The sequence below is a fragment of the Bacillus inaquosorum KCTC 13429 genome, from assembly GCF_000332645.1.
Taxonomy (GTDB): Bacteria; Bacillota; Bacilli; order Bacillales; family Bacillaceae; genus Bacillus; species Bacillus inaquosorum.
Genome location: NZ_AMXN01000008.1, coordinates 13,548 through 39,159 on the forward strand (window position 1 = coordinate 13,548; position 25,612 = coordinate 39,159).

Here is a 25,612-nt window from a genome sequence, read left to right on the forward strand (position 1 = left end):
GACTCTCAGGGACTCTTTATAAACTTTCTCCATTCGTCTTGATTACATCCTGATACCAATAAAAGCTTTTTTTCTTCAAACGTTTTAAATCATGTGTATTTTCTTCATCGCGATTGACATATACAAATCCGTATCTTTTTTGGTAGCCATTCAGCCAGCTTAACAGATCAGTAAACGACCAGCTGCAATAGCCTATCAAATCGACACCGTCGCTGATGGCTTGTCTGCATTGCTCAAGATGCGAATGCAAATAATCAATTCGATAATCATCCTGTACAGTGCCGTCTTCAACCTTATCAAACTCACCCAAACCGTTTTCTGTGATAAACACTGGAAGCTGATAGCGGCTTGTAATTCGTCGAAGGCCGATACGCAATCCAATTGGGTCAATTGTCCAATCCCAGTTGCTCGTTGTCAGATGCGGATTTTTTTTCGTTTTAAATACTCCGGGTATCCCTGTTTCCTGGTTGGTCCCCTTTTGTCCTGTTGTATTCATTTTTCCTTCTGACACACCATCAAGCGGATTTCGTTCGTAGGTGATGGTCTGATAATAATTGACACCTACAAAATCAGGCTTCCCTTTGGCAAGCAGCTCCATATCTCCCGCTTTGATTGTCGGCGCCCAGCCCTGTTTTTCTAAATAGCGGAAAGGAATTTGCGGGTAGGTTCCCCAGCAATACATGTCAAGCCACCAATTGTTCATAAACTCTTCAGCATTTTCAAAAGCCAGTATGTCTTCTGGATGGCTAGATAAAGGATATGCCGGAGAATAAGCAAAGCTTGGACCTATTTTGCCTTCAGGCACATATTCCCTAAAAGATTCAATGGCCTTCGCATTAGCCAGGAACGCTATATGGTTTGCTTCGTAAAATCGTTTTCTATCTTTCACTCCAGGCGGATGCATGGCTGTAATAAATCCGTGATTAAAATTGTAGTTTTGTTCGTTTAACGTAACCCAATATTTTACTCTGTCTCCAAAACGTTTATAAAGAGTAATACAATAGTTATTAAAATCCTCGATGATATTTCTTGATTCAAAGCCGCCATACTCGTCCATAAGCGCCTGAGGCAAATCCCAGTGATATAAAGTCAGAACCGGCTCGATGTTATGAGAAAGCAACTCATCAATCAGGTTATCGTAAAACGCTAGGCCTGCTTCATTGACCTCTCCTTTTCCTTTTGGAAAAATCCGCGGCCAGCTGACGGAAAATCGATACGCTTTTAAGCCCATTTCAGCCATTAAAGCGACATCTTCTTTATAACGGTGATAATGGTCAACCGCAATATCGCCATTAGTTCCTTTGAACGTTTTGCCCGGTATTTTCGTAAACACGTCCCATACAGAAGGACCTTTGCCATCTTCGTTCCAAGCGCCTTCAATCTGGTACGCTGCCGAAGCAGAGCCCCACAAAAAATGTTTCGGAAAAGATTCTGGATGCTGGTGGATCATAGTGTTTATCACTCCTGAACTATTGATAAACCTATCATAGGTTATGAAACGCGTTTCAGATCAACTCGATATTAGTCGCGGAACAGCTCAGCCAATATTTTCATTTGCAAAAAACTCAAAAGCACCCAATTTCCATTGGATGCTTACCGTCTTAATGCCTTTTTTCAAATTTATGCGCATGAGGATGGGGCTTTGGAACAAAGCCGTTTTGTTTCATCATTTCAAAGTGTTTGTCCATGTGATTTTTGATGTGTTCTCCTCTTTCTTTAGGCAGGACGCCGTATTGCACATATTTTGAGATTACGTCTTTACGCTTTTTTAGTATGTCTGCTTCCAGCTGTTCAATTTCTTTCTTTTGCTGATCTGTCAGTGAAACATTAGCGGGAGGCTGCTGCTGTTTTTCAGCGGCTTCCGCTGTGCCGGTCAGAGAAATGACAGCCGCGGCTATGAACATTGTGATGATATTGATTTTTATTCGTTTCATCCAATTTATTCCTCCAATCCTATTTTTCATATGTTTTGCTGCATTTCATTTTTTATGCATACAAAATAAAAAGAGCGAACCATTATTCGCTCTTTCTGATCTGTTCGTCATTATCAAGTTCTTCTTCACCCGGTGACGCGTAAGTGACATACGTTCCCGCGATTAAATCATGCAGTGTTCTTTTGTCTTCTCGCACGCCGATCAGAATCAGGCTGGCGATCAAGCCGAGTCCGAAGGTGATGCCGTAAACCAGACCGGCAACAATAACCCGCAAAAACATCGTTAACAGGCTGACTTGTGATCCGTCTTTTTTTACGATTCTGATTCCGCAGATTCTTTTTCCGATAAGGTAGCCGTTCCAAAACACCGGCAGCAAAATAGAGTACAGCAGAACAATCAAACTGATGAACATGCTGTCATTCGGGTCTTTTCCTGTAATCAGCCAATAGATCAGCAAAAGAGGCACCGAGACAATAATGTAATCCAGCAATGAAGCACCCAGTCTGATCCAGAATCCGGCTGGTTTGTAAATATTCATTTGACTCCCCCATTATGTTTTCAATATAGCTTTGATGGTTTCCATTTTTTTCTTATTGAATATATCATATGCCTTATGGACATCAGCAAGACTTAAATTATGCAGAAGATCAACTACATGCTTCTTCACCATTTCATACAGTATTGGCTAATTTCGGGGCCTGCTACTTCCTTCACTTTCACATGCTCTTTCCCTTGATGTGTCAGTGCTTTCATCCTTAGACAACTCCTTTTTTATCACTCCTTCCCTTCATAGCCGCTTTTAAACGCTCACACGCTTTTGTACACACAATTCGAACTTTTTGAAAACATCATCAACATATTGCAACCCCTTATGTTCAATGCTATCTTTTTAGTTGATTAACAGATTGGGGGAAACAAAGGTGAAATCATTCATGCAATCCAAAGCCGTTATATTCAGTTTTACAATGGCTTTCTTTCTTATATTGGCAGCCTGTTCCGGCAAAAATGAAGCCGGTTCCAAGGATACAGGCTGGGAACAGATCAAAGACAAAGGGAAAATCGTTGTCGCTACATCCGGCACGCTTTATCCTACTTCTTACCACGATACCGATTCTGGTTCCGATAAGCTGACAGGCTACGAGGTTGAAGTCGTTCGTGAAGCGACAAAACGCCTGGGGCTGAAGGTTGAGTTCAAGGAGATGGGCATTGACGGGATGCTGACAGCGGTGAACAGCGGACAGGTTGACGCAGCCGCAAATGACATCGATGTGACAAAGGACCGCGAGAAGAAGTTCGCGTTTTCCACTCCATATAAATATTCATACGGCACAGCAATTGTCCGAAAAGACGATTTATCAGGGATTAAAACGCTAAAGGATTTAAAAGGGAAGAAAGCAGCTGGCGCGGCAACGACAGTTTACATGGATGTTGCGAGAAAATACGGCGCCAAAGAAGTGATTTATGATAATGCGACCAACGAGCAGTATTTAAAAGATGTCGCCAACGGACGCACTGATGTCATTTTAAACGACTATTACCTGCAGACACTTGCGCTCGCAGCATTCCCGGATCTCAACATTACGATCCACCCTGACATCAAGTACATGCCGAACAAACAGGCGCTTGTCATGAAAAAAAGCAATGCAGCACTTCAGAAAAAGATGAACGAAACATTGAAAGAAATGAGCAAGGATGGCACTTTGACTAAGCTGTCGAAACAATTCTTCAATAAAGCAGATGTATCAAAGAAACTGGATGTCGACGTTCAGGACGTTGATTTGTAATCGGACGCCATGATTAATAGCATTCAGTGGGAATATATTTTTAACACGAAGCTGGCAATTGAATCGTTTCCTTATGTCATAAGAGGCATTGGGTATACGCTGCTCATCTCTTTTGTGAGCATGTTTGCGGGAACGGTGATCGGCCTGTTCATATCACTCGCCAGAATGTCTCAGCTTGCCTTGTTAAGATGGCCGGCGAAGCTCTATATCTCATTTATGCGGGGCGTTCCGATTTTGGTGATCTTGTTTATCCTTTATTTCGGATTTCCTTATATCGGCATTGAATTTTCCGCTGTCACGGCCGCTTTAATTGGCTTTAGCCTTAACAGCGCCGCCTACATTGCGGAAATTAACCGTTCAGCCATTTCATCTGTTGAAAAAGGACAGTGGGAAGCCGCATCCTCGCTCGGACTTTCCTATTGGCAGACGATGAGAGGCATCATTTTGCCGCAGTCGATCCGTATTGCGCTGCCTCCGCTTGCCAATGTATTGCTCGACTTAATCAAAGCGTCCTCTCTCGCTGCGATGATTACAGTGCCGGAATTGCTCCAGCATGCGAAAATCATCGGAGGCAGAGAGTTTGATTACATGACCATGTATATTCTGACTGCTCTCATTTATTGGGCAATCTGCTCAGCAGCGGCCGTTTTTCAGAATATCCTTGAGAAAAAATACGCTCACTATGTTTAAACAAACGTTTCATTAAAAAAAGCCGCTCCGCAGGAGACGGCTTTTTTTCTATTGATTCAGCTTCCATTTAAACGGGTCCTCAAAGAGCGACCAGTCGGAATCAAATTCATACTCAGTCAGCAGGCATTGATCAAGCTCTTTCGTGATTGCTTCTTCATCCAAGTCTGTTCCGATAAACACCAGCTGTGTCAGGCGGTCACCGAATTCTGGATCCCAGTCCTCCAAAATTTCCGGCTCCTGCTGTTTGACTTGCTCCTGCTCAAGCTTAGGCAGCGCCGCCACCCAATAGGATACAGGCTCAATCGTAACCGACGGCCCGGCTTGCGACATCAGCAAAGCGAGGTTGTTATGAGATGCGCACCAGACGATTCCTTTTGCGCGAACCACGTTCTTTGGCATTTGATCCATCCAGCGATAAAACCGTGTAGAATGAAACGGCAACCGTCTCTTAAACGCAAATGAAGAGATGCCGTATTCTTCTGTTTCCGGGGTGTGTTCCGCATGTCCTGCCGTCAGTTCTTGAATCCAGCCGGCAGATCCGCTCGCTTCCTCGAAGTTAAATAACCCTGTATGTAAAATCTCTTGGGGTTTTACATTTCCTTTAACAGAACGAATGAATTTGGCCCTTGGCTGCAGTGTGCGAAGCACTTTTTCAAGCTGTTCGAGCTCTTGCTCGCTGACCAAATCACATTTATTTAAGATCAGAACATCGCAAAACTCGATTTGATCGATCAAGAGGTCGGCAATTTCTCTTTCATCCCCTTCCCCCAGTGCTTCTTTGCGGTCCAGAAGGCTATCGCCTGACTGATAATCATGCCAAAAACGGTTGGCATCAACGACTGTCACCATCGTATCCAGCTGACAGAATTTTGTAAGGTCGATTCCCATCTCTTCATCGATATAAGAAAAAGTCTGGGCCACCGGAATCGGTTCACTGATTCCCGTTGATTCGATTACGATATAATCAAACCGCCCTTCTTTTGCCAGCTTCTCGACTTCAATTAATAAATCTTCACGAAGCGTACAGCAAATACAGCCGTTTGACATTTCCACAAGCTTTTCATCTGTTCTTGAAAGGCCTCCTTCCTGCTTCACCAAGCCCGCGTCAATGTTCACCTCGCTCATATCGTTGACGATGACTGCTATTTTTAAGCCTTCACGATTTTGCAAAATGCTGTTCAGCAATGTTGTTTTTCCCGCTCCAAGATAACCGCTCAGTACGGTAACCGGAATTTTTTTCATGGTAATGTCCTCCTTATAAAATAGAATGATTACGATTTAAAATGTATGCTTCGCCGTATGTGCAATGGTGTAAGCAGCTTTTCGCGCTCCGGAAATATTTCTCGCTGTCGGCCCGATTTCTAATTCAGCAAAGGCTCCCATTACGTATAATCCTTTTCCCCATTGCAAATCCTGTCCGACAATCGGAAAACCGCAGCCTGCATAAGGCAGTTGCTCGGCTTGCGCCGCTCTCTGTACCCACTCGAACCGGCTGATGTCCGAGGTAAAACCTGTTGCCAGTGCGATACGCTCATATTCGTATGGCGATTCGCTGTTCTTACCGTGTATCTGTATCTTACCGTCAACTGTTTTTTGGCAAGAATCAATGTCATCCTGAATAACTTTTACTCTGCCCTCTTCCCTATAGACAGCAAGCGTTCTTGAAATGTCCTTTGGAAAAGAGCCGCGATGTCTCGCGCTTGTGATCCATTGCCTTCTCTTTTGATAGTCTGACGTTTTACTGAATGCTTTCATATATTTCGGACCAAGCCAGCCCGGATCACTGTCAAAGTCATAGATTCGGAACGGATGCCTCACTAGCATCGTGACATCATGGCCGTCATCTGCGAGTTTTATGGCGTAATGAGCCGCCGTTATCCCCCCGCCTACAACTGCCATTTGCACACTTTCATTCCTTACATCGTCCACATCTCTATCAAACACATGATAGATGCCGTCATTCTGAAATGGTTTTGCCCACTCCGGCCATGAAGGCTGATGAGAAAAACTCATGGCTAAAACCACTCTTTCACCCGTAATTGTTCCGGCGGCATCTGTCTCCGCTTCCCACAACCCGTTTGTCCTTCTCAAATCTGTCACTGTGCCTGTTTTCCATGCTTGCTCAATATGTATCTCATCCAGCACAGTCTCGCAGTGCTGATTGAAGAGCGACAGCGAGGGCCTCTTATACCTTCCAAAGAACACTTCCGGCCATTGGCTTTTATCCGCATACATTTGCAGACTGAACGGCTCTGTGTCCACGTGATGAACCGATGGAGAGCGCAAGTATTTCATCTGAATGCGGCCTGTGTTTCGTTTCCAGCATTCAAGAGGCCGTTCATGGGGATCAATGACAGCAAGATCCTTAATCGATGCCTTTCCGCTTTTCACCAGATGCACAGCCAAGGTAGTGCCTTGGATGCCGCCGCCAATGATCAGCCATTTATACATGGGAGAATCTCCTCTCTACAAAACGTAATTGTTACGATTTAAATCGTATGTTCTTTTTTCCTTTTTGTCAACCGCTTTTAGTTCAGCTGATCACAACTTTTGTATGTTCGGGGATGTTTTCATATATCCATTTCGCATCTGGAATGGTCAGCCTGATACATCCGTGAGATGCCTTCCCCCCAAGTTTTTGTGCCTCTTTTTCGATGACTTTTTTATCCTTTGTCATCGGCACACTATGAAATAAAAATTCGCCATGGTTTTTCCATGAGACCCAATATTCCGCGCCTTCCTGATATCCTTCAGAGAAAAACCATTCTCCCCGTTCAGGCTCTATATGAAAGGTGCCCTTTGGCGTAGCATCATCCTTTGTTTGATCAAGTCCTGACGAGACAATCATTGTATAGATGGTTTTGCTCCCTTCTTTGATGTAAGCCTTCTGTTCCTTCACGTCCACATCAATCCAGACATGCTTCTGCTTGATATCCGGGTATTCACCGCCTGAAGGCTTTGTCCAATCAATGCTTGTTTTTTCTGGTTTTCGGGCAGCCGTTATGTGCTCGTCCGTTTTCTTCGTATTTAAACTTGCGTGTTCTTACGTATGATAAGAACACGCTGACAGCAGGCTGGCCGGCACAAGAACTGCAACAATTAATAATGAGCGGTTTCATATTCTATCCACCTGTTTCGAAAAACGCAGCTTCGCGTAGGCATCGTGGAGATGAATCGATTCTTCATTGCGGCATTCAATCTCAAAGGCTGACACCCATTCAAGCTCATACAAATCCGCGGCAATCAGCCGGGCGAGATCCTCAACAAATCTCGGGTTTTCATATGCTGTTTCCGTCACGGCTTTTTCATCAGGGCGCTTCAGCACCGGATGCAGTTTCGCAGAGGCATTTGATTCTGCGGCGTGAAGCAAATCGGCTTTAAAATCGCTTGGCAGCGATGCGGCCGGATGAATATCAGCCCAAATGCTGACCGTTCCCCTCTGATTATGGGCACTGTATTCACTGATTTCCTTGGAGCAAGGGCACAGAGTCGTTACTTTCGCTGAAATGCCTGCACGCTGTTCAAACGGCTGATCTTCGCGATAGGTGACAGACATCAATATGTCAGCATGCATCAGACCCGCTTTCTCAAGCTTCGGGCTTTTCCGTTCGAAAAACCATGGAAACCGCACTTCGACTGAAGCAGAGGACTGGCCCATGTTTTCCGCAAGCTCTTTCGTAAATTGCTGAAGTGAGGAAAATGAGAGAATCCAGCCGTTTTGATGATAGACATGCAGAAGCTCTGTTAACCGGCTCATGTTAATCCCCTTCTGATTTCTCCGCAAATCACAAGTCATTGTAAATTTTGCAGCCGTTGTTTGCTCAGCAGGCGTCATAGCAGAAGTGATTGTGACCGGATGGAATACATTAGCGACACCTACATGCTGAATGTCAAAAAAATAATCCTTCCTGATATTTTGCAGATCCTTCATTTTCTCTTTTTCTACAGGTTTCTCGCCTTTTATCGGACTGACCGATCCAAAGTATTGAAGACGTTCCGGTTTTCCCGGAAGCGGCGTATGTTGATTCAATCAGAAAACTCCTCTCATTAACAAATCGTAATAATTACTATTTATTTTGATGGGTTCACTGATGAAAATCAAGAGAAAATAAAAAAGACACGCACACATGCGTGTCCGTCAAAGCCTAAATATCAGCGGGGCTGCTTTCCGTGCTCCAGCTTTTTCTCCAGTAATAGCCTGCGGCAAGCACGAGCGCAAACGCCAGCAGCGCGATACAGGAAAACGTGATAAAACCGATAGCATATGTGCCTGTCATCTGTTTTAGCGATCCTAAGATGTTCGGCAGAAAAAATCCTCCTATGCCGCCGGCCGCGCCGACAATTCCGGTCACCATGCCGATTTCTTTGCGGAAGCGCTGCGGTACGAGCTGAAATACGGCTCCGTTCCCCATTCCGAGCCCCATCATTCCGACAAACAAAAGAACGATGACCATTGAAAGAGACGGCAGGCTGCTGACTCCAGCCATACACAGGGCCACGATGACAAACAATACAGAAAGAACTTTCGTGCCGCCGACACGATCCGAAATCCAGCCCCCGACAGGCCGGAAAAAGCTCCCCGCCGCCACGCATAATGTAACGAAATCACCAGCGTGAATTTTTGAGAGCTGGTATTGATCGACAAAGAAAATAGATAAAAAGCTTGATAGCCCGACAAATCCTCCGAATGTGACGCTGTACAGCAGGCAGAAAAACCATGTTTCCTTTTGCCTGAACACATGGAGATAGTTTTTGAGCGGCTGCGGCGCCGGCTGTGCAGGAGAATCCTTTGCCATGGATACAAAAAGTACAAAGACGATCAGCAAAGGAATAAGCGCAATTCCCATGACAATATGCCAGCCGAACTGCTCTGCAAGACGCGGGCCAAACAGGGTTGCAAACAAAGTGCCGCTGTTCCCTGCGCCGGCGATCCCCATCGCAAGCCCCTGCAGATGTGGCGGATACCAACGGCTTGCCATAGGCAGCGCAACGGCAAAGCTTGCCCCCGCCACGCCAAGCAGAATTCCGATGGCATACAGCTCGGGCAGCGACCGGCCGCCAAATGTCCCCCAAAGCAGCGGAATCATTGTCACCAGCATCCCGATCACTGCCGTTTTTTTCGGTCCAATTCTGTCCGTTAATATTCCTAAAATGATACGAAACACAGATCCTGATAAAATCGGCACAGCCACGATAAGCCCTTTCTCAAAAGGAGACAGGCCAAAATCCTGAGAAATATAAACACCCAGCGCCCCAAGCATAACCCATATCATAAAACTCACATCAAAGTATAAAAAGGAACAGAGCAAAGTGAGTGGATGACCGCTAGTTTTCAGTTCCGACAGCTTCATAAGTTTCCCCTTTCTTGACCCTTGATTAATTTAAATTTTCTGAATTAAGGATATATGACCATTTTTTTCTGGAAAAGACATGTGTAAGTTTTTGTGACACGTTTAATGCGTTAACAATGCGTTGTGACATAATTTTTAATAGGAGAATCAAAGGAGGTCTGGCACATGAAGAAACAAAGATTGGTGTTAGCAGGGAACGGAATGGCCGGAATCCGCTGTATTGAAGAAGTATTGAAGTTGAATCGCGAAATGTTCGAGATTGTCATTTTCGGAAGCGAACCGCATCCCAACTATAATCGCATTCTCTTATCCTCTGTATTGCAGGGTGAGGCGTCACTCGATGACATTACATTAAACAGCAAGGGTTGGTACGCCAAGCATGGGATTACCCTTTACACGGGCGAAACGGTTGTCCAAATTGATACAGATCAGCAGAGGGTCATCACGGATCGGAAGCGCACGCTGTCTTATGACAAATTAATTGTGGCAACAGGCTCCTCCCCTCATATTCTCCCCATCCCCGGGGCAGACAAAGAAGGCGTATACGGGTTTCGAACAATAGAAGACTGCCAGGCGTTGATGACCATGGCCAAACACTATCAAAAGGCAGCGGTGATCGGAGCCGGCTTATTAGGACTGGAAGCTGCTGTCGGTTTACAGCATCTCGGCATGGATGTCAACGTCATTCACCACTCCGCCGGCATCATGCAAAAACAGCTCGATCAAACGGCGTCGCGGCTGCTGCAGACGGAGCTGGAACGAAAAGGCTTAACCTTTCTTTTAGAGAAAGACACCGTATCCATTTCTGGCACCTCGCGGGCAGACGGAATCCGTTTTAAAGACGGATCTTCACTGAAAGCAGACTTGATTGTGATGGCGGCTGGCGTGAGGCCGAATATTGAATTGGCTGTATCAGCCGGAATTGCAGTAAACCGCGGGATCATCGTGAATGACTACATGCAGACGAGCGAACCGAATGTGTATGCCGTCGGGGAATGCGCCGAGCATAACGGAACGGTATATGGTTTGGCAGCCCCGCTTTATGAGCAGGGAAATGTTCTCGCCAAACATATTTGCGGCGTTCTATGTAAGGGATATCAAGGCTCAGCACCATCTGCAGCTTTAAAAATAGCTGGAATTGATGTGTGGTCAGCCGGAAAGATTCACGAAGATGAACGCACGACGAGCATCAACATCTACGATGAGCAAGCCGGCGTTTATAAAAAAGCACTCTTTGAGGATGACAAACTGGCCGGCGTTATTTTATTCGGAGACACACGTGACAAGCAACGATTTCTCGACAGCCTGCTCAAACAAAGAGACATCTCCATTGTCAAAAAGCAGATCATCGAACCCGAGAAAACCGACACATTATTTGAATCCATGCCCTCCAGTGAAACAATTTGCCAATGCAACTCAGTGACAAAAGGTGGGATTGAAGAAGCGGTGCACACGAAAGGCTTAACAACTGTTGAGGAAGTCAAGCACTGCACCAAAGCATCCGGCTCCTGCGGAGGATGTAAGCCGCTCGTTGAAGATCTTTTGAAGCACATGACCAGCGGCGAATATACAGAGCCCGCCGGCCCACCTGCGTTTTGCGACTGCACCGATTTTACGGAAGACGACATCATTGCTGAGCTTCAGCGCAGACCATGCACTGATCCGGCAGAAGCGATGAGCCAGCTTGGCTGGAAAACGAAAAACGGATGCAGCAAGTGTGTCCCGGCGATTCAATACTACCTGGAAATGCTACACCCTGGTTTTGTTCAGCCTGAATCAGCCGCCGAAGATACATACACCTTGGTTCCGCAAATGTACGGCGGGCTGACGAACGCGGAGCAACTAAGAAATATCGCTGACATCATCGAGGCATACAGCATCCCTGGCGTATCCATCACTCACGGCCAAAGACTGAAGCTTTCCGGGATCAAACCTGCGGATCTCCCGAACATCAAAAAAGACCTGAAAATGCCCGTTTGCTCCAATGAACACCGCCGCGCACTGCAAAGTGTCAAAGCATGTACATGCGGACAAAACCGATCGATTCAGCAGCTTGCAGCCCAGATCGAGAGACATCTTGAGATGCTTTCCATGCCCGCCTATATTTCTATCAGCTTATCATGTGAAACAGACTGCATCGATGCCGCCATACAAGATTTCGGCGCGATTCGGACAAAAGCTGGCTGGGACATTTACATCGGCGGTGTCCGGGGAACTCATGCCCGTACCGGAGCCCTGTTTTGCGTGACAGACAACGCAGACAGCACTGCCGGCATGATCAAAGGACTGATCCAATATTATCGTGAAACGGCTCATTACGAGGAAGCCGTACATCAGTGGATGGACCGTCTCGGGATCGTGCATATCAGAGAAGTGCTATTTGAAGAGGATCTAAGGACACAGCTGATGGAAAGCCTCCAAATTGACCTGTCACTGATTCAAAACCCGCCCATAGAGGCAGGCGAACATAAGAAAGGATGAGGCATTTTGACTGAACGACTGCTTAGATATTTCCGCGAGAAACAGCAAGACATCCAATCAGAAAAAACGTATGACACCCAATGCCCGTTTTGCAGCATGCAGTGCAAAATGCAGCTCGTGGAACAAACCATCGTCACACGAAAAAAGTACACAGCGATTGGGATTGATAATCCTACGACACAGGGCCGGTTATGCATGAAAGGCTTGAACGCCCACCAGCATGCCCTGAACTCCTCCCGCATCACCCGGCCGCTGCTGAAGAAAAACGGCGAGTTTATGCCTGTTTCCTGGGAAGAAGCACTGAATCATATCAAAGACCAAGTGACAATGATCCAAACTGAACACGGACATGACGCCATGGCTGTATACGGAAGCGCCTCGATTACAAATGAAGAGGCGTACTTGTTAGGGAAGTTCGCGCGGGTAGGCTTACAGACAAAATACATCGACTACAACGGGAGACTTTGTATGTCCGCCGCAGCAACGGCAGCCAACCAAACATTCGGCGCGGACAGAGGCTTAACGAATCCATTATCAGACATCCCCCACACCCGTGTGATCATACTGGCCGGCACCAATATTGCGGAATGCCAGCCTACGATTATGCCATATTTTGAAAAAGCGAAAGAAAACGGAGCTTACATCATTGCCATTGATCCCCGTGAAACCGCGACAACGAAAATCGCCGATCTTCATCTGAAAATCAAACCCGGCACAGACGCCGCTCTTGCCAACGGTCTCGTCAAAATCATCATCGACGAACAGCTCATTAACGAGGATTTCATTCGATCACGAACAAGTGGGTTCGAGGAGCTGAAGCAGCATACTGACGCGCTGAGCCTGAATGATATCGCCGAACAGACGAGTGTCCCGCTGGCGCACATGCGAAAAGCGGCCGTGAAGTTTGCCAAGGAGACGTCCGGCATGCTGTTTACAGCCCGCGGGATCGAACAGCAAACCGATGGAACAGCGGCTGTGAAAGGCTTCTTAAACATGGTGCTGATCACAGGAAAAATCGGCAAACCTTACTCGGGCTACGGGGCGATCACCGGACAAGGCAACGGGCAAGGCGCCAGAGAGCATGGCCAAAAAGCCGATCAGCTTCCAGGCTACCGTTCTATCGAAAATGAAGAACACCGGGCGCATATTGCGAAAGTGTGGGGAATCCATCAGGATGAACTCCCGCGAAAAGGTGTCTCAGCCTATGAAATGATGGAAAAAATCAATGACGGCGACATCAAAGGACTGTTCCTCATGTGCTCCAATCCTGCTGTCTCCAGTCCAAATGCAAATCTCGTGAAAAAAGCATTAAGAAAACTGACTTTCTTTGTCGCAATCGATTTGTTTATTTCTGAAACTGCAACATACGCTGATGTGATTTTGCCCGCCTCCTCTTACTTAGAAGATGAGGGCACCATGACAAATGTCGAAGGCCGCGTGACATTAAGAGAAGCAAGCCGGCCGTGTCCCGGAGAAGCAAAGCATGATTGGCAGATCATTTGTAAGATCGCATCCGCTCTCGGGAAAGGCCGTTACTTTTCTTACACGTCAGCAGAGGATATTTTTAATGAATTAAGAGAGGCAAGCCGAGGCGGAATTGCCGATTATTCAGGCATCACATATGACAGGCTCAGACGTGAAGGCGGCATTCACTGGCCGTGTCCGGAACCTGATCACCCCGGAACCGGGCGCTTGTTTGCGGACTCATTTGCACATCCGGACCAAAAAGCGGCATTAAGTGTGATTCCAAACGAACCGGCTGTTCCAAAAGAGAAGCCGACAGCCGATTATCCGTTGTATTTAACGACAGGCAGGGTCATGTCTCACTACTTAACAGGCGTCCAAACGAGAAAAAGCGCCGCCCTTGCCGCGAGACATTTTGAATCATTTATGGAAATCCATCCGCAAACAGCGGCGTCTTTCCATATTGAAGACCGTGTTCTCGTAAAAATAGAATCCCCGAGGGGAAGCATCACTGTCCGCAGCAAATTATCGGAACAAATCAGAAAAGACACCGTTTTTGTTCCCATCCATTGGGCGGATGCTCAAAACGTGAATGATTTAATCGGAGAAGCCTTAGATCCAGCCTGTAAAATGCCCGGTTTTAAGATATGCGCGGTCCGAATCAAACCTATTTAATTTTTCATAAAATTTTTAGAACTTTTCGTATATTTTGTTACATTTTATAACATGTATCTTAAATATTCCTTTTTGCTGTGCTACGCTGGAAAAAACATTGATAAGGAGCGGATCATCTGATGGGAAAAAAACAGCTAGTCCTTGTTGGAAATGGAATGGCCGGGGTAAGGGCCATTGAAGAGATATTGAGTGTTGCAAAAGATGAATTTCAGATCACAATTTTCGGTTCCGAACCGCATCCCAACTACAACCGAATCCTATTGTCAAAAGTGCTTCAAGGCGATACCGACATCAAAGATATTACGTTAAATGATTGGGACTGGTACGAAGAAAACAATATTCAATTGTATACAAATGAAACAGTCATCAAAGTGGACACAGAAAACAAAACGGTCATCACAGACGCGGACCGAATCCAGCCTTACGACGAATTGATCCTGGCGACAGGCTCTGTCCCTTTTATCCTTCCGATTCCGGGCGCAGACAAAAAAGGCGTCACGGCTTTCCGGGACATCAAAGATACAGACACGATGCTCGCCGCGTCAAAACAATATAAAAAAGCAGCCGTCATCGGCGGAGGCCTGCTCGGTTTGGAAGCCGCGCGCGGACTGCTGAATCTCGGCATGGAGGTATCCGTCATCCATCTCGCACCATTCCTGATGGAACGCCAGCTTGATGCAACAGCAGGACGCCTGCTGCAAAACGAGTTAGAAAAACAAGGAATGACCTTTTTACTTGAAAAGCAAACCGAAGAAATTGTCGGTGATGACCGTGTCGAAGGCGTCCGATTCAAAGACGGCACAAGCATTGAAGCTGATTTAGTCGTCATGGCTGTCGGCATCCGCCCGAATACAGTACTTGGAGCCGAAAGCGGCATTCCGGTTAACCGCGGAATCATTGTCAACGATTATATGCAAACTGAAATCCCGCACATTTATGCAGTCGGTGAATGTGCTGAGCACCGGGGAATCGCATACGGGCTCGTGGCGCCGCTCTATGAACAGGCCAAAGTGCTGGCGAAGCATATGTGCGGCATCGAAACAAAACCGTATGAAGGCTCCGTTCTCTCTACTCAGTTAAAGGTATCAGGCGTCGAGGTCTTCTCTGCCGGTGACTTTGATGAATCAGAGGACAAAAAAGCGATTAAAGTATTCGATGAGCAGGACGGCATCTATAAAAAAATCGTCCTGAGAGGCAACCAAATTGTCGGTGCTGTTTTATTCGGCGACAGCAGCGAGGGCAACCGCCTGTTTTCTATGATTCAAAAAGAAGCCGATATCTCTGAAACCTCTAAAATATCAATCTTACAGCCTCTCAACCAAGAAGCAGGCACAAGCATTACCGCAGGGATGAGCGACGATGAAATCATCTGCGGCTGCAACGGCGTGTCAAAAGGTGACATTATTCAAGCCATACAGGAAAAGGGCTGCTCGTCAACGGACGAGATCAAAGCATGCAACGGTGCATCCCGCTCATGCGGAGGCTGTAAGCCGCTCGTAGAAGAAATCCTCCAGCATACGCTCGGATCAGACTTTGATGCGTCAGCGCAAAAAGAAGCGATTTGCGGCTGCACCACATTGTCGAGAGATGAAGTCGTAGAAGAAATCAAAGCCAAAGGGCTGTCACATACCAGAGAAATCATGAATGTGCTCGGCTGGAAAACACCAGAAGGCTGTTCCAAATGCCGGCCTGCTCTGAACTACTACTTAGGCATGATCAATCCAACCAAATACGAGGATGAACGGACATCCCGCTTTGTTAATGAACGAATGCACGCCAACATACAAAAAGACGGAACATACTCAGTCGTTCCCCGGATGTACGGTGGCGTGACCAACTCCACAGATTTGCGCAAGATCGCAGATGTCGTCGACAAATATGAGATCCCGCTCGTGAAAATGACCGGCGGCCAGCGAATTGATCTCATCGGCGTGAAAAAAGAAGACCTTCCGAAGGTATGGGAAGATCTTGATATGCCGTCAGGCTACGCGTACGGAAAGACACTCCGCACAGTAAAAACGTGCGTAGGTGAGCAATTCTGCCGTTTCGGCACACAAGACTCCATGGCACTGGGCATTGCGCTTGAGAAAAAATTCGAAGGGCTGAACACGCCTCATAAAGTCAAAATGGCCGTGTCTGCCTGCCCGCGGAACTGTGCGGAATCCGGCATTAAGGACCTTGGCGTTGTCGGCATTGACGGAGGCTGGGAGCTTTACGTCGGCGGGAACGGCGGAACCCATTTGCGCGCCGGTGATTTGCTGATGAAGGTGAAAACAAATGAAGAAGTCTTAGAATACGCAGGCGCTTACCTGCAATATTACCGGGAAACCGCAAACTATCTGGAGCGTACTTCCGCATGGCTTGAGCGCGTCGGTTTATCCCATGTCCAATCCGTGTTAAACGATCCGGAAAAACGGCAGGAGCTGAACGACCGAATGAATGAAACACTCTCTGTCCACAAGGATCCGTGGAAGAATTTCCTGGAAAACAAACAAACCTCTAAAGAATTATTTGAAAATGTCGTGACGACATCATAATGACAAAAAAACATTGAGGAGGAACGGACATGGTGAACAAAGACGTAACAAAAGTATGTATCGGAAAAATTGGAGAATTGCCTGAACAATTAGGCAAAACAGTGTATATTGAAGATAAGGAGCTTGCAGTCTTCAAGCTTTCAAATGGAAGCATCCGCGCCATCGAAAACCGCTGTCCGCATAAGGGCGGCGTTCTGGCAGAAGGCATCGTCAGCGGCGAATATGTTTTCTGCCCGATGCACGACTGGAAAATCTCCTTGGAAGACGGAATTGTCCAAGAACCTGATCACGGATGCGTCAAAACATACGACACGCTGATCGAAGGAGAACATGTTTATCTCGTATATTGATCAAAAGACCGGATCACTTTTCAAGTGATCCTTCATTTTTTACAGTGACGGAAGGATGACATGACCATGAAGAACGGAATCGTATATTTCGTGGGAGCCGGCCCCGGCGATCCAGGGCTGCTCACCATTAAAGGAAAACAGGCGCTGGAGGAAGCAGATGTCATTTTATATGACCGGCTCGCCAACCCGAAGCTGCTCGAATTTGCATCACCGGACTGCGAGTTTATTTATTGCGGAAAACTGCCAGACCGCCATTTTATGAAACAAAGAGAAATTAACGCCCTGCTGGTTGAAAAAGCATTAAAGGGGTTAACCGTCGTCCGTTTAAAAGGCGGAGATCCGAGCGTATTCGGCAGAGTCGGCGAGGAAGCAGATGCTCTCCATGAGCACGGCATCCGCTATGAAATGGTTCCGGGAATCACCTCTGGAATTGCAGCGCCGCTATATGCGGGCATCCCTGTCACGCACCGGGATTTCGCATCGTCTTTTGCCATGATTACGGCGCATGATAAATCGTTAAAAGGAACGCCGAATCTTGACTGGGAAGGACTTGCCCGGAGCGTTCAAACCCTTGTCTTTTACATGGGCGTCAAGAATTTACCTTATATTTGCAAGCAGCTCATTGCGTACGGAAAATCTCCTTCCGTCCCTGTCATTGTGGTCCAATGGGGAACGTGGGGCCGACAGCGGAGTGTGAAAGGATCGCTCGAGAACATTCAGCAAAAAGTTCAGGAACACCAGATCACAAACCCTGCGATTATCGTCATCGGAGATATCGTCAACTTTCAAACACACAGCTGGTTTGAAAGCAAACCACTCATCGGACAGCACATGATGGTTGTCACTCATGGCGAAGATGAAGACCCGCTTGCAGACAAGCTGCGCGATTCCGGTGCCGATGTCATCGAATGGCCGAAATGGCGGACTGAGAACATGCCTGTCAATGAAGAGATTCTTCAAAGAATCGGCACCTTTGAAGACATTTTTTTCACATCGCGCCGTGCGGTTTGTGAATTTTTCCAAACACTTGCTTCCAAGAAAATCGACATCCGCCAGCTGACAGCCGGACTGAGTGCGGCATCTGAACATGCAGAGCAAGAGCTTGAAAAACGAGGTTTTCGCGTCTCCGCCAGTCAGCCTGAATCTGAAAAACGTCTTGTTGTCGGGAGCCGCCATGCAGTGGAAAACATGCAGACGCAGAAGCCCTGTTCGCTTTATGTCACCCATGAAAATGTTATAGATGACCGGTTCACCCACATGATTCAGCGAACCATCAGTGAATCTCCGTTGCACATGATCATTTGTCCGAGCAAACCATCCGTTCAGCAATTGATCAGCGCAGGAGAACAAATTAGCATCTCGCCGGAACCGTCAGCAAGCCGACCTCCCATCGTCTGCATAGGCGATGACTCAGCTGCCGGCATTTATGGATTCACAGCTGTCCAAGAACAGGAGGAATTGTTTGCTCTCATTCAGAATCAACAGGCGGAAAAAAAGCTCCTTCACAGCTGATTGCAAGCAGCCCTTTTCTCAAGGGCTGTTTTATTTATGCACCAATTTTTTGTGATGGGTTGAATACATCGCCATATTCTCGGCCTTAGGGTCCAAATAAGCCTTCGCGCTGTTGACCGCTGTCGGGCCTTCCGTAAAGCCGCCGGCAATCAATCTCAGCTTGCTTTCATAAAAAGCCGCATCACCCGCTACAAACACGCCCGGAAGATTCGTCCGCATATGTCTGTCAGCTTTCACCCTGCCTTCTTCAATCTCCAGCCCCCACTCCTTCATCGGCCCGAGATCAATTTTGAACCCATGATTAATGATCAGCTCATCAACCTCTACGTCTTCCCTATGGCCAGACGCAGTATGACAAACGGTCACACTTTGGATTCGCTCATCATTGCCGCTCAGCTGCTCCAGCCTATAAGGAGTAAGCACCCGTACCGATGATTGTTTCATTTTCGTCACGCTGCTTTCCATTCCGCCGAATTCCTCGCGCCGGTGAACGACAGTCACAGACGCTGCAATCGGTTCCAGCTCATTAGCCCAATCGACCGCAGTATCTCCGCCGCCTGATATTACGACCCGCTTGCCTTTAAACGCATCAAGCTTCTCCACCCCATAATGAAGATTTTTGCCCGCGTACCGGGTCGCATCCTCACTGTCAAACTCATTGACCTCAAGTGTCCCCATGCCGACAGCTAAAATGACGGTTCGTGTATAATGCTTTTCTCCTTCAGAACCTGTCAGCACAATAGTGCCGTCATCAAGACGTTCAAAACCGATCACGCGCTGATTCAGCACGATGTCAGGGTCAAACGTCGCCGCCTGCTCCTTCAGCTGCTCGATCAGCTGCTTTCCCGCAATCCCCGGTATTCCGCCGATATCGCGAATGATTTTCTCAGGAAAGAATAAAGACACCTTCCCTCCAAGCCGCGGCAAAAATTCGATCACTTTCGTTTTCAGCTCCCGCATCCCGCAGTAAAAAGCCGTAAACAGCCCGATCGGCCCTCCGCCTATAATCGTAACGTCATATACCTCTTGATTCTCAGCCATCCGTCCTGCCTCCCGTACACATCTATATCAAATCATTTTAATTGAGAATGAATATCAATACAAAGTATATCATATTTTACGTGCCTTTGTTTATTCATTTCTTCTTCTTGTGGTAAATTGTTGAAAACCCTATAATAGGCAAAAAACAAATGGGAGAAACAGATGAAAAGACGAGTCAGAACGATCACTTTCGAAGGACTTACACTAGAATATTCTGTGACAGGCAAGGGAGCCCCCATTATGGTCATGCATGGCGGGCATTCAAATTGCTACGAGGAATTCGGGTACACGTCGCTGGTCGAGCATGGGTACTCCATCATCACGCCTTCAAGGCCCGGCTACGGACGAACGTCAAAAGAGATTGGAAAAAGTCTTGCCGACGCCTGCCGTTTCTATGTGAAGCTGTTAGATCATTTACAAATCGACAGCGTCCATGTGATTGCCATCTCAGCAGGCGGCCCGAGCGGCATATGCTTTGCCTCACATCATCCAGAAAGGACAAACACTCTGACCCTGCAATCCGCGATCACCAAAGAATGGCTCACCCCTCAAGACACGGAATACAAAGTTGGGAGAATCCTCTTCCGCCCTCCGGTGGAAAAGTGGCTGTGGAAGCTGGCTTCTTCTCTGAATAACGCCTTCCCGCGTTTGATGTTTCGAGTTATGAGTCCGCAATTCAGCACGCTTTCGTTTCAGCGAATCAAGTCCATGATGGATGAAAAAGACATAGAAGCATTTCGAAAAATGAACAGCAGGCAGCGCTCAGGTGAAGGATTTCTGCTCGACTTGCCACAAACCGCCGCTGTCTCTTCAAAAGAGCTGCAGGCCATCACATGCCCCGTACTGATAATGCAAAGCGTTTACGATGGATTTGTCGACTTGTCACATGCACATCATGCAAAAGAACACATTCCTGACGCTGCTCTCTGTTTGATTCACTCATGGGGGCACCTGATTTGGCTTGGGAAAGAAGCTGCTGAAACAGACAGAATCATACTCGAATTTTTGGAATCCTAAACAAGGTGAAACAATCCTTCCCCCTCCTCCGTCAAACAAGCAGTGCCTTTTTTCTGGTAACATAAGAGGCAGCTTAACATGAGCGGAGGTTTTATTGTGACAGCACAATCATCTTTTCTTCAGCTGAATTCTATTTTTATCAGCATTTTAATAGAAGCCATTCCGTTTATTCTGATTGGCGTCATACTTTCCGGAATCATTCAAATATTTGTTTCTGAAGAAATGATTGCGAGGATCATGCCGAAAAACCGCTTTCTCGCCGTTTTATTCGGTGCGCTGGCCGGGGTTTTATTTCCCGCCTGCGAATGCGGTATCATCCCGATTACGAGGCGGCTTCTGTTAAAGGGGGTTCCTCTGCATGCGGGCGTCGCTTTCATGCTGACCGCGCCTATCATTAACCCTATCGTTTTATTTTCCACTTATATTGCGTTTGGGAATAGATGGAGCGTTGTCTTTTACCGGGGCGGACTGGCGCTCGCCGTTTCGGTGATCATTGGGATCATCTTATCCTATCAATTTAAGGATAATCAGCTTTTAAAGCCTGATGAATCCGGGCATCACCATCATCATCACCACACCCTGCTTCAAAAGCTGGGAGGGACCTTGCGTCACGCGATTGATGAATTTTTCTCCGTTGGGAAATATTTAATCATCGGCGCCTTTATCGCTGCTGCTATGCAGACGTATGTCAAAACATCCACTCTGCTTGCGATCGGGCAGAATGATGTATCCTCTTCCCTCGTGATGATGGGACTGGCGTTTGTCTTGTCGCTTTGTTCAGAGGTCGATGCGTTCATTGCATCTTCCTTCAGCAGCACATTTTCATTAGGATCGTTAATCGCCTTTCTCGTCTTTGGCGCGATGGTGGATATTAAGAATCTATTGATGATGCTTGCAGCCTTCAAAAAACGATTTGTTTTCCTGCTGATTACGTACATTGTCGTGATTGTCTTAGTGGGATCACTACTGGTAAAGGGGTGATTGGATGTTTCGTCTATTGGTGCTGATGGGATTTACGTTTTTCTTTTATCATCTGCATGCCTCAGGAAATCTAACAAAATATATCAATATGAAATATGCCTATCTTTCCTTTATTGCGATCTTCCTGCTGGCTATTCTGACAGTCGTTCAAGCATATGTATTTATCAAGTCGCCTGAAAAAGGCGGGCATCACCATGATCATGATTGCGGGTGCGGCCATGATCACGAACATGAACAAAACAAACCATTTTATCAGCGTTATTTGATTTATCTTGTTTTTATTTTCCCTTTAGTGTCGGGCATCTTCTTCCCGATTGCGACGCTTGACTCATCCATTGTTAAAACAAAAGGGTTTTCGTTTAAGGCGATGGAGAGCGGGGATCATTACTCCCAAACACAGTATTTGCGGCCTGATGCCAGCCTTTATTACGCGCAAGACAGCTATGACAAACAGATGAAACAGCTGTTTAATAAGTATTCCAGCAAGAAAGAGATTTCTCTGACCGATGATGATTTTCTAAAAGGAATGGAAACGATATATAACTATCCGGGTGAATTTCTCGGGCGGACGATTGAATTTCATGGATTTGCGTACAAAGGAAACGCAATTAACAAAAATCAGCTTTTCGTATTGAGGTTTGGCATCATTCACTGTATCGCTGATTCCGGCGTGTACGGGATGCTTGTGGAGTTTCCGAAGGACATCAACATCAAGGATGATGAATGGATTCAAATTAAGGGCACGCTGGCCTCAGAATATTATCAGCCATTCAAATCAACGCTCCCTGTTGTGAAAGTGACTGACTGGAACACCATTAAAAAGCCTGATGATCCGTACGTTTACAGAGGATTTTAAGTGAAGACGAAACCAGTACAAGTACTGGTTTCTTTTTTTATTTCTTTTTCATCAGCATCAAATCCAGATAGAGCTGGCATCGCGTTCTGAAATCGCTTAAATCAATCGACGTCATTTCAGTAATCTGTTTGATGCGGTAATTCAATGTATTTTGGTGAATAAACAGCTGTTCTGCTGCTGGTTTTGTTTTGCAGTTGTTGAGGAGATAGACTTCCAGCGTTTTCAGGAGCTCGGTGCTGCTTTCTTGGTCCTTTGCTTTTAATAAAGCCAAATCCTTATTCTCGTATTCTAAAAACTCATTTTTCTGTTCAATGCTTTCTAAATAGCGGTAAATGCCGAGTTTGGCATATTCATATGGAATGTTTTCCTGGTTGCCGGTGATTTCTGCGGCTTTGATGACTTCAAGTGCTTCTGTGTAGCTCTTGCCTAGTTTTAAAAGGTGATCATATTCGTTTCCGATACCGATATAAATAGGGGTAGGTATTTTTTGAAAGTGAAAATGTGTTAACAGCTTGTTAATAAATTCTGAAGCTGCCGAGGAGACGGAGCTTTTTTGGGAAAAACTCGCTACGACGATGACAATATTTGATTCGATCGTTAAGACATGACTGACTTTATCCCGTAAATTCAGGTACGACCTGATATTTTCCTTTAAATCCTCAACCGCTTCCCCATCCCCATTTGCGGCGTGCAGGATGACAACTGAAAACATCGAAGGCAGCACGGTGTTGATTCTTTCGGCTTCCCGTCTAAGTTCCTTCTCAGAGATAAATTGCTGATAGATGGCCCGTTTGATGAGATCCTCTGCTTTTTCTTCCTTTTCCTGTTTCAGCTTGTTCGTTTTATAAATGATTTTCCCGACATGAAAAGAGGTCTCATACAAAAAGTCGAGCTCTTCGTCCGTCAGGTTTTGGTCCAGCTCCTGAACCCAGATGTAGCCCATAACTTCCCCTTTGTGCTTCGCACTCACGACCACCCTCTGGTTTAACCCAATGCTTTCAATTTTATTGACGCGAAAAGGCTCAGGTTCTGTTTTCAGTTTTTCAATGATTCCGTCCTTCAGAAACCTCTCAAAAATCTGAACCGGACATTTTTTTGAAAAAATAGTCTGCTGGTTGGCAGAATCAAAATGGTTAATATAGTAAGAATTATAGGCTAACAAAAAGAAATCCGCGCTTTCCAGTATGACTGGTTTCTGCAGTTCATAACTGATAAAATCAATCAGCTTATCAACATCTGAAAATGAAAAAACTCTCTCTAAAAGCTCTTCCATACCTTTTTCTCCTATACTTTTTTACTTTAATCATATCCATACGGGGGCTTTTTGTATAGAAAAAAATACGTTTGTTTCCAAAAGAAAAAACGTCCGCTTAAAAGGAGAAAAGAGGAAAAAGGGACAACCCCTTCCTCCTCCTTTCGATCTTTATTGAGACATTGTATCGTGGTAGTCGTTGAACTGGTCTGTGACAGCTTGTGACGGAGCCTGCGTCAATACACTGACGACAAAAACAGATAATAGACTCGCAGCAAAACCAGGTATCATTTCATACAGAAAGTCCGAAAGACCGGCATTCGCCCAAATGATTACAGTTGCTGCTCCCACAATCATGCCGGCGAGTGCCCCCCATTTGGTCATTCGTTTCCAAAACAGACTGAGCAGTACAACCGGCCCGAATGACGCACCGAAGCCCGCCCACGCGTAGCTGACCAATCCAAGGATCGTATTGTTTTTCTCCCAAGCCAGCAGTAACGCGATGATTGAAACAGCCAGAACAGCCAAACGGCCCAAAAACACAAGCTCTTTATCAGAAGCTGAACGTCTGAACATCGACTTATACAAATCTTCTACCAGAGAGCTTGATGTCACAAGCAGCTGGGAAGAAATTGTACTCATAATCGCAGCCAAAATAGCTGAAATCAGAAAACCTGTGATAAGCGGATGGAACAAAATATTCCCTAATTGAATAAAAATCGTCTCTGGGTCCTTCAGTGTCATGCCGCGCTGATGGTAATAAGCGATTCCGCCCAAACCGGTCAGCACTGCGCCGACTGCGGACAAAATCATCCAGCCCATTCCGATTCTGCGCGCTCTTTTGATCTCTTTGACAGACGTTATCGCCATAAAACGCACAATGATATGCGGCTGGCCAAAGTAGCCCAAACCCCAGGCAAACAAAGAAATAATGCCAAGGACACTTGTTCCTTTGAAAATATTAAACATATCTGGATCCACAGAGCGGATTTCAGCAACTGTATCACCTGCTCCTCCCGTGTGGAAAAACGTAACGATCGGAACAAGAATGAGTGCGGCAAACATAATGATCCCCTGAACAAAATCTGTCCAGCTGACTGCCAAAAAGCCGCCAAACAGGGTATATGCCACAACAACACCAGTCACAATCCACAATCCGGTGTGATAATCCATCCCCAAAATACTGTTGAATAAGACGCCGCCGGATACCATTCCGGACGATACATAAAACGTAAAAAAGACTAAAATCACAATTCCTGAAAACAGTCTGAGAAGCTTTGTTTGATCTCCAAAGCGATTTTCAAGGAATCCTGGAATTGTAATGGAATTCCCCGCTTTTTCAGTATAGGTTCTCAGCCGCGGCGCAACATAGAGCCAGTTCGCCCATGCTCCAAGGCAAAGTCCGAACACAATCCAAACCCCGCTCAGACCTGTTGAAAACATGGCGCCCGGGAGCCCCATCAGCAGCCAGCCGCTCATATCGGCAGCGCCCGCACTGAGAGCGGTTACAGCAGGACCTAAGGAACGTCCTCCCAGCATGTAATCCGTCAGATTCGACGTGCGCTTGTAAGCAAAGTAGCCGATCAGCAGCATCCACGCCATATAAATACAAATCGAGATAATCAGCTGTGTGTTTTCTATGGCACTTCCTCCTCTTTTTTATAGTATATGGATGAAATGGACATCC

The 25,612-nt window shown here is 46.3% G+C and carries 20 protein-coding genes and 1 pseudogene; 10 read left to right on the forward strand and 11 right to left on the reverse strand.

Translation table 11 applies throughout. The features are described from left to right. Positions 1 to 16: 16 nt before the first annotated feature. From bglC to BSI_RS03800, 3 genes are all read right to left on the reverse strand, one after another. The gene (gene bglC, locus BSI_RS03810; RefSeq protein ID WP_003241131.1) at positions 17 to 1,450 is read right to left on the reverse strand and encodes a 6-phospho-beta-glucosidase; all 1,434 of its coding nucleotides are present in this window, start codon (positions 1,448 to 1,450) and stop codon (positions 17 to 19) included. A 151-nt stretch (positions 1,451 to 1,601) separates the two neighbouring features. Next, positions 1,602 to 1,934, reverse strand: a complete 333-nt coding sequence (locus tag BSI_RS03805; protein ID WP_003241133.1) for a YckD family protein — start codon at positions 1,932 to 1,934, stop codon at positions 1,602 to 1,604. 82 nt (positions 1,935 to 2,016) lie between these two features. Beyond that, complete coding sequence (locus tag BSI_RS03800; RefSeq protein WP_003241134.1) at positions 2,017 to 2,472, reverse strand: RDD family protein; 456 nt, start codon at positions 2,470 to 2,472, stop codon at positions 2,017 to 2,019. 382 nt (positions 2,473 to 2,854) lie between these two features. Here BSI_RS03800 and BSI_RS03795 point away from each other — a divergent pair, with 382 nt between their 5' ends. Together BSI_RS03795 and BSI_RS03790 are read left to right on the forward strand one after the other, a co-directional pair. Further along, complete coding sequence (locus tag BSI_RS03795) at positions 2,855 to 3,718, forward strand: transporter substrate-binding domain-containing protein (protein ID WP_080030895.1); 864 nt, start codon at positions 2,855 to 2,857, stop codon at positions 3,716 to 3,718. A 9-nt stretch (positions 3,719 to 3,727) separates the two neighbouring features. After that, entirely contained in the window at positions 3,728 to 4,408 is a 681-nt protein-coding gene (locus tag BSI_RS03790; RefSeq protein WP_003241140.1) for an amino acid ABC transporter permease, read from the forward strand. Between the two features lie 48 nt (positions 4,409 to 4,456). Here BSI_RS03790 and zinU read toward each other — a convergent pair whose 3' ends face one another. The 5 genes and pseudogenes from zinU to BSI_RS03770 form a co-directional block, all read right to left on the reverse strand. Next, positions 4,457 to 5,650, reverse strand: a complete 1,194-nt coding sequence (gene zinU, locus BSI_RS03785; protein WP_003241142.1) for a zinc metallochaperone ZinU — start codon at positions 5,648 to 5,650, stop codon at positions 4,457 to 4,459. A gap of 36 nt (positions 5,651 to 5,686) precedes the next feature. Beyond that, entirely contained in the window at positions 5,687 to 6,859 is a 1,173-nt protein-coding gene (locus tag BSI_RS03780; protein ID WP_003241144.1) for an NAD(P)-binding domain-containing protein, read from the reverse strand. An 82-nt stretch (positions 6,860 to 6,941) separates the two neighbouring features. Beyond that, positions 6,942 to 7,508 (reverse strand): annotated as a pseudogene (locus BSI_RS0121560) (L,D-transpeptidase). Positions 7,509 to 7,523: 15 nt separating this feature from the next. Then, positions 7,524 to 8,438, reverse strand: coding sequence for a GTP cyclohydrolase FolE2 (gene folE2 / locus BSI_RS03775; RefSeq protein WP_003241149.1), 915 nt, complete (start codon positions 8,436 to 8,438; stop codon positions 7,524 to 7,526). Between the two features lie 115 nt (positions 8,439 to 8,553). Then, positions 8,554 to 9,759 carry an MFS transporter gene (locus BSI_RS03770; protein WP_032732281.1) on the reverse strand — a complete coding sequence of 402 codons (1,206 nt, stop codon included), beginning with the start codon at positions 9,757 to 9,759 and terminating at the stop codon, positions 8,554 to 8,556. 165 nt (positions 9,760 to 9,924) lie between these two features. Here BSI_RS03770 and nirB point away from each other — a divergent pair, with 165 nt between their 5' ends. From nirB to cobA, 5 genes are all read left to right on the forward strand, one after another. Continuing rightward, positions 9,925 to 12,240 (forward strand): nitrite reductase large subunit NirB, encoded by a 2,316-nt coding sequence (nirB, locus tag BSI_RS03765; RefSeq protein WP_003241153.1) that lies wholly within the window; start codon positions 9,925 to 9,927, stop codon positions 12,238 to 12,240. 6 nt (positions 12,241 to 12,246) lie between these two features. Beyond that, positions 12,247 to 14,379 carry an assimilatory nitrate reductase catalytic subunit NasC gene (gene nasC, locus BSI_RS03760; RefSeq protein ID WP_003241155.1) on the forward strand — a complete coding sequence of 711 codons (2,133 nt, stop codon included), beginning with the start codon at positions 12,247 to 12,249 and terminating at the stop codon, positions 14,377 to 14,379. 119 nt (positions 14,380 to 14,498) lie between these two features. Then, complete coding sequence (gene nasD, locus BSI_RS03755) at positions 14,499 to 16,916, forward strand: NADPH-nitrite reductase (protein WP_003241157.1); 2,418 nt, start codon at positions 14,499 to 14,501, stop codon at positions 16,914 to 16,916. Between the two features lie 29 nt (positions 16,917 to 16,945). Next, complete coding sequence (gene nirD, locus BSI_RS03750) at positions 16,946 to 17,266, forward strand: nitrite reductase small subunit NirD (RefSeq protein WP_003241158.1); 321 nt, start codon at positions 16,946 to 16,948, stop codon at positions 17,264 to 17,266. A 60-nt stretch (positions 17,267 to 17,326) separates the two neighbouring features. After that, positions 17,327 to 18,778 carry a uroporphyrinogen-III C-methyltransferase gene (cobA, locus tag BSI_RS03745; protein WP_080030896.1) on the forward strand — a complete coding sequence of 484 codons (1,452 nt, stop codon included), beginning with the start codon at positions 17,327 to 17,329 and terminating at the stop codon, positions 18,776 to 18,778. Positions 18,779 to 18,808: 30 nt separating this feature from the next. On the opposite strand, the gene ffoR is transcribed toward cobA, so the two are convergent. Next, positions 18,809 to 19,819: a ferredoxin--NADP(+) reductase gene (gene ffoR, locus BSI_RS03740; RefSeq protein WP_003241163.1), complete on the reverse strand. Its 1,011-nt coding sequence runs from the start codon at positions 19,817 to 19,819 to the stop codon at positions 18,809 to 18,811. A 162-nt stretch (positions 19,820 to 19,981) separates the two neighbouring features. Between ffoR and BSI_RS03735 the strand changes: the two genes are divergently transcribed. The 3 genes from BSI_RS03735 (at position 19,982) to BSI_RS03725 (ending at position 22,673) form a co-directional block, all read left to right on the forward strand. Beyond that, positions 19,982 to 20,836: an alpha/beta fold hydrolase gene (locus BSI_RS03735; protein ID WP_003241165.1), complete on the forward strand. Its 855-nt coding sequence runs from the start codon at positions 19,982 to 19,984 to the stop codon at positions 20,834 to 20,836. A gap of 96 nt (positions 20,837 to 20,932) precedes the next feature. Continuing rightward, a complete protein-coding gene (locus BSI_RS03730; RefSeq protein ID WP_080030903.1) occupies positions 20,933 to 21,817 on the forward strand; it encodes a permease in 885 nt (294 codons plus the stop codon). Between the two features lie 4 nt (positions 21,818 to 21,821). Continuing rightward, entirely contained in the window at positions 21,822 to 22,673 is an 852-nt protein-coding gene (locus tag BSI_RS03725) for a TIGR03943 family putative permease subunit (RefSeq protein WP_003241171.1), read from the forward strand. A 37-nt stretch (positions 22,674 to 22,710) separates the two neighbouring features. Here BSI_RS03725 and putR read toward each other — a convergent pair whose 3' ends face one another. Then, complete coding sequence (putR, locus tag BSI_RS03720) at positions 22,711 to 23,946, reverse strand: proline utilization transcriptional regulator PutR (RefSeq protein ID WP_003241173.1); 1,236 nt, start codon at positions 23,944 to 23,946, stop codon at positions 22,711 to 22,713. A gap of 150 nt (positions 23,947 to 24,096) precedes the next feature. Then, positions 24,097 to 25,551: a sodium/proline symporter PutP gene (gene putP / locus BSI_RS03715; protein ID WP_080030897.1), complete on the reverse strand. Its 1,455-nt coding sequence runs from the start codon at positions 25,549 to 25,551 to the stop codon at positions 24,097 to 24,099. Between the last annotated feature and the right edge of the window lie 61 nt (positions 25,552 to 25,612).